This window comes from Enterococcus sp. HY326, from assembly GCF_026157065.1.
Taxonomy (GTDB): Bacteria; Bacillota; Bacilli; order Lactobacillales; family Enterococcaceae; genus HY326.
In genome coordinates this window covers 1-2276 of sequence record NZ_JANLGQ010000026.1, presented here as the reverse complement: position 1 = coordinate 2276, position 2276 = coordinate 1, and the positions used below count along the sequence as shown (strand labels likewise).

Below are 2276 nucleotides of genomic sequence, written 5' to 3'. Positions count from 1 at the left end.
GAAGAAGAACTAACAGCTACAATGTCCAATGACAATGGTCCAAGACCGGGAGACGAGGTGCTAGACGATGGCAACAGCGAATGATGTAGTTAACTGGATGTTGTCCAAGGTCGGCATCAAAGAAAATCCTATGGGGTCGAATAACGTTGAGTTTAATACCAAGTATTATGGTAGAGCGGTATCTGGTTCTGCTTACGCTTGGTGTCAGGCTATGATTTGGTGTTGCTTCCAAGAGTTAGGTATTTCTAATCTGTATGGAACCAAATCAGCCTATACGGTATTTGCGGCCTCAGCATTCAACCAGCAAGGCAGATTCCATCGAGATAAACCACAAAAAGGTGATATGGTATTTTTTGATTGGGGTGGAAGTAAAAATATTTCAGCAATTGATCACGTCGGAATTGTGGTATCAGTTAACGCTGATGGTTCTGTAAATACTGTTGAAGGTAATGTCTCTAATCAAGTAATGAAGATGCGCCGCACCATGCAGTTTATCGTCGGGTTTGGACGACCGGCATACGGAACTTCAGGTTCCGCTGGTGGAAATAGTGCTTCAACTCCTTCTACTGGCAATTACACAGTCGTAGCCGGTGACAGTTTATGGAAGATTTCTCAAAAATTCGACACAACAGTGACTTTTTTGAAGCAGCTAAATAACCTTAGTTCTGACTTGATTTTTATCGGCCAAACATTGAAGACGTCGGGTAGCTCCTCAACGCCTAGCAGTCATCAAATTGCCGTAGATGGTTACTGGGGTTCTGCGACAACACGCCGGATTCAACAAGTATTGGGGCTGATGGTCGATGGCATCAAAGGTCCAGAAACATACAAAGCAATTCAACGGAAAGTCGGCACTACTGCTGATGGCATGATTGGACCGAACACGATTCGAGCTATGCAGCGCTATTTTGGAACAGTACAAGACGGAGTTATCAGCGAGCCTTCTCTAATGGTCAAAGCTATGCAGACTAGATTGAACCAGAATAAATTTTAATAAAAATAGTACCGTTACTTAAAATTAAATAAATGTATTTTCATTGTTAATGAAGGAGTTGGGTGAGATGGATAAAGCAACTAGAATCCATATTAGACATTTATTGTGGGAATTGAGAAGTACACGGAGGAAGTATAAAGAGTTAGCATACATTTTATCTTCTGATGAGTTTTTTCGTTACGATTGTCCCTTTGTTGAAAGTGAAGAAACTTGGTCATTAAATAAAATCATTTTCTCTAAACTATTTGACCAAACAGTACGAGGGATTTTGCAAGACTCGACATCTGAAGTCAATGATATTTTTATTTCAAAATATCTACAAGGCAATCCGAGCAAAGAAAATGCGATTGTTTCACATGAGATTAATTTAAGTGAATCTACTGTGAAAAGAAGAGATAATGAATTGTTACAAGAAATTGCGAATCGATTAGGCTGGGAATAAGTTTGGCCTATTTGGATTAGAAGATAAGAATATAATTGATGTAGAAAGAAGGTGAGATTATGGCGAATGTAGAATCAGTAATTAATTGGTTCCAGCAACGAAAGGGTAAAGTTACATACAGTATGACCAATCGTTTGGGACCTAATAGTTATGATTGTAGCTCGGCTGTCTACTTTGCATTGATTGAAGGAGGTTTTCTTCCAACAGGTACTGCAATTGGCAATACCGAATCATTATATCGATTAGAAGGCTCTCTTTTAACTCCAATTGCAAGGAGCGATGCACAAAGAGGGGACATCTTCGTTTCAGGAGCAAAAGGTGGTAGTGGCGGAGCAAACGGGCATACAGGAGTTTTTGTAAGTAACAGTAATATTATTCACTGTACAGCGGGCTCTGTAAATGGAATTGCAGAAACTGCGGCAAGTTCGGGTTGGCTAGGTGGCCCACCAACTTATTACTACAGATTGAAAAATGCAGAAAATAATAACAATGAAAATAAAGGGAGGGAAACAACTATGCAATGTATTTATTGGAGACCAACAGCAAACGGAAGAAACGGGTACTATTTTGATGGTACTAATGCAAAATATTTAGCGCACGGAGATGAAATTGTAATTTTGAAAAGAATCTATAAAGACAACAACGGAAAAGATATGCCTGAATATTTCTTTGACGGCAATTTACCTTGGTATACACGGCTTGAGCAGATTTCTGGTCAAAAGCCAGTTGCTGGCATTTTGGGATAACCTAATTTTAGAAAAGGATTCAACAATCAAGCCGCTACTCTTAAGTGAGTGGCGGCTTTCTTGTGTTATAATCAATTCACGTACCTTTAGCTCA

General features: G+C 39.5%; 3 protein-coding genes. All 3 read left to right on the top strand.

Translation table 11 applies throughout. The features are described 5' to 3' along the window. Positions 1-67 precede the first annotated feature (67 nt). The 3 genes from ORH16_RS18805 (at position 68) to ORH16_RS18795 (ending at position 2182) form a co-directional block, all read left to right on the top strand. Positions 68-994: a LysM peptidoglycan-binding domain-containing protein gene (locus ORH16_RS18805; RefSeq protein WP_265460463.1), complete on the top strand. Its 927-nt coding sequence runs from the start codon at positions 68-70 to the stop codon at positions 992-994. 67 nt (positions 995-1061) lie between these two features. Further along, the gene (locus ORH16_RS18800; RefSeq protein WP_265460462.1) at positions 1062-1436 is read left to right on the top strand and encodes a transcriptional regulator; all 375 of its coding nucleotides are present in this window, start codon (positions 1062-1064) and stop codon (positions 1434-1436) included. A gap of 59 nt (positions 1437-1495) precedes the next feature. After that, complete coding sequence (locus ORH16_RS18795; protein ID WP_265460461.1) at positions 1496-2182, top strand: peptidoglycan amidohydrolase family protein; 687 nt, start codon at positions 1496-1498, stop codon at positions 2180-2182. The last annotated feature ends 94 nt before the right edge of the window (positions 2183-2276 follow it).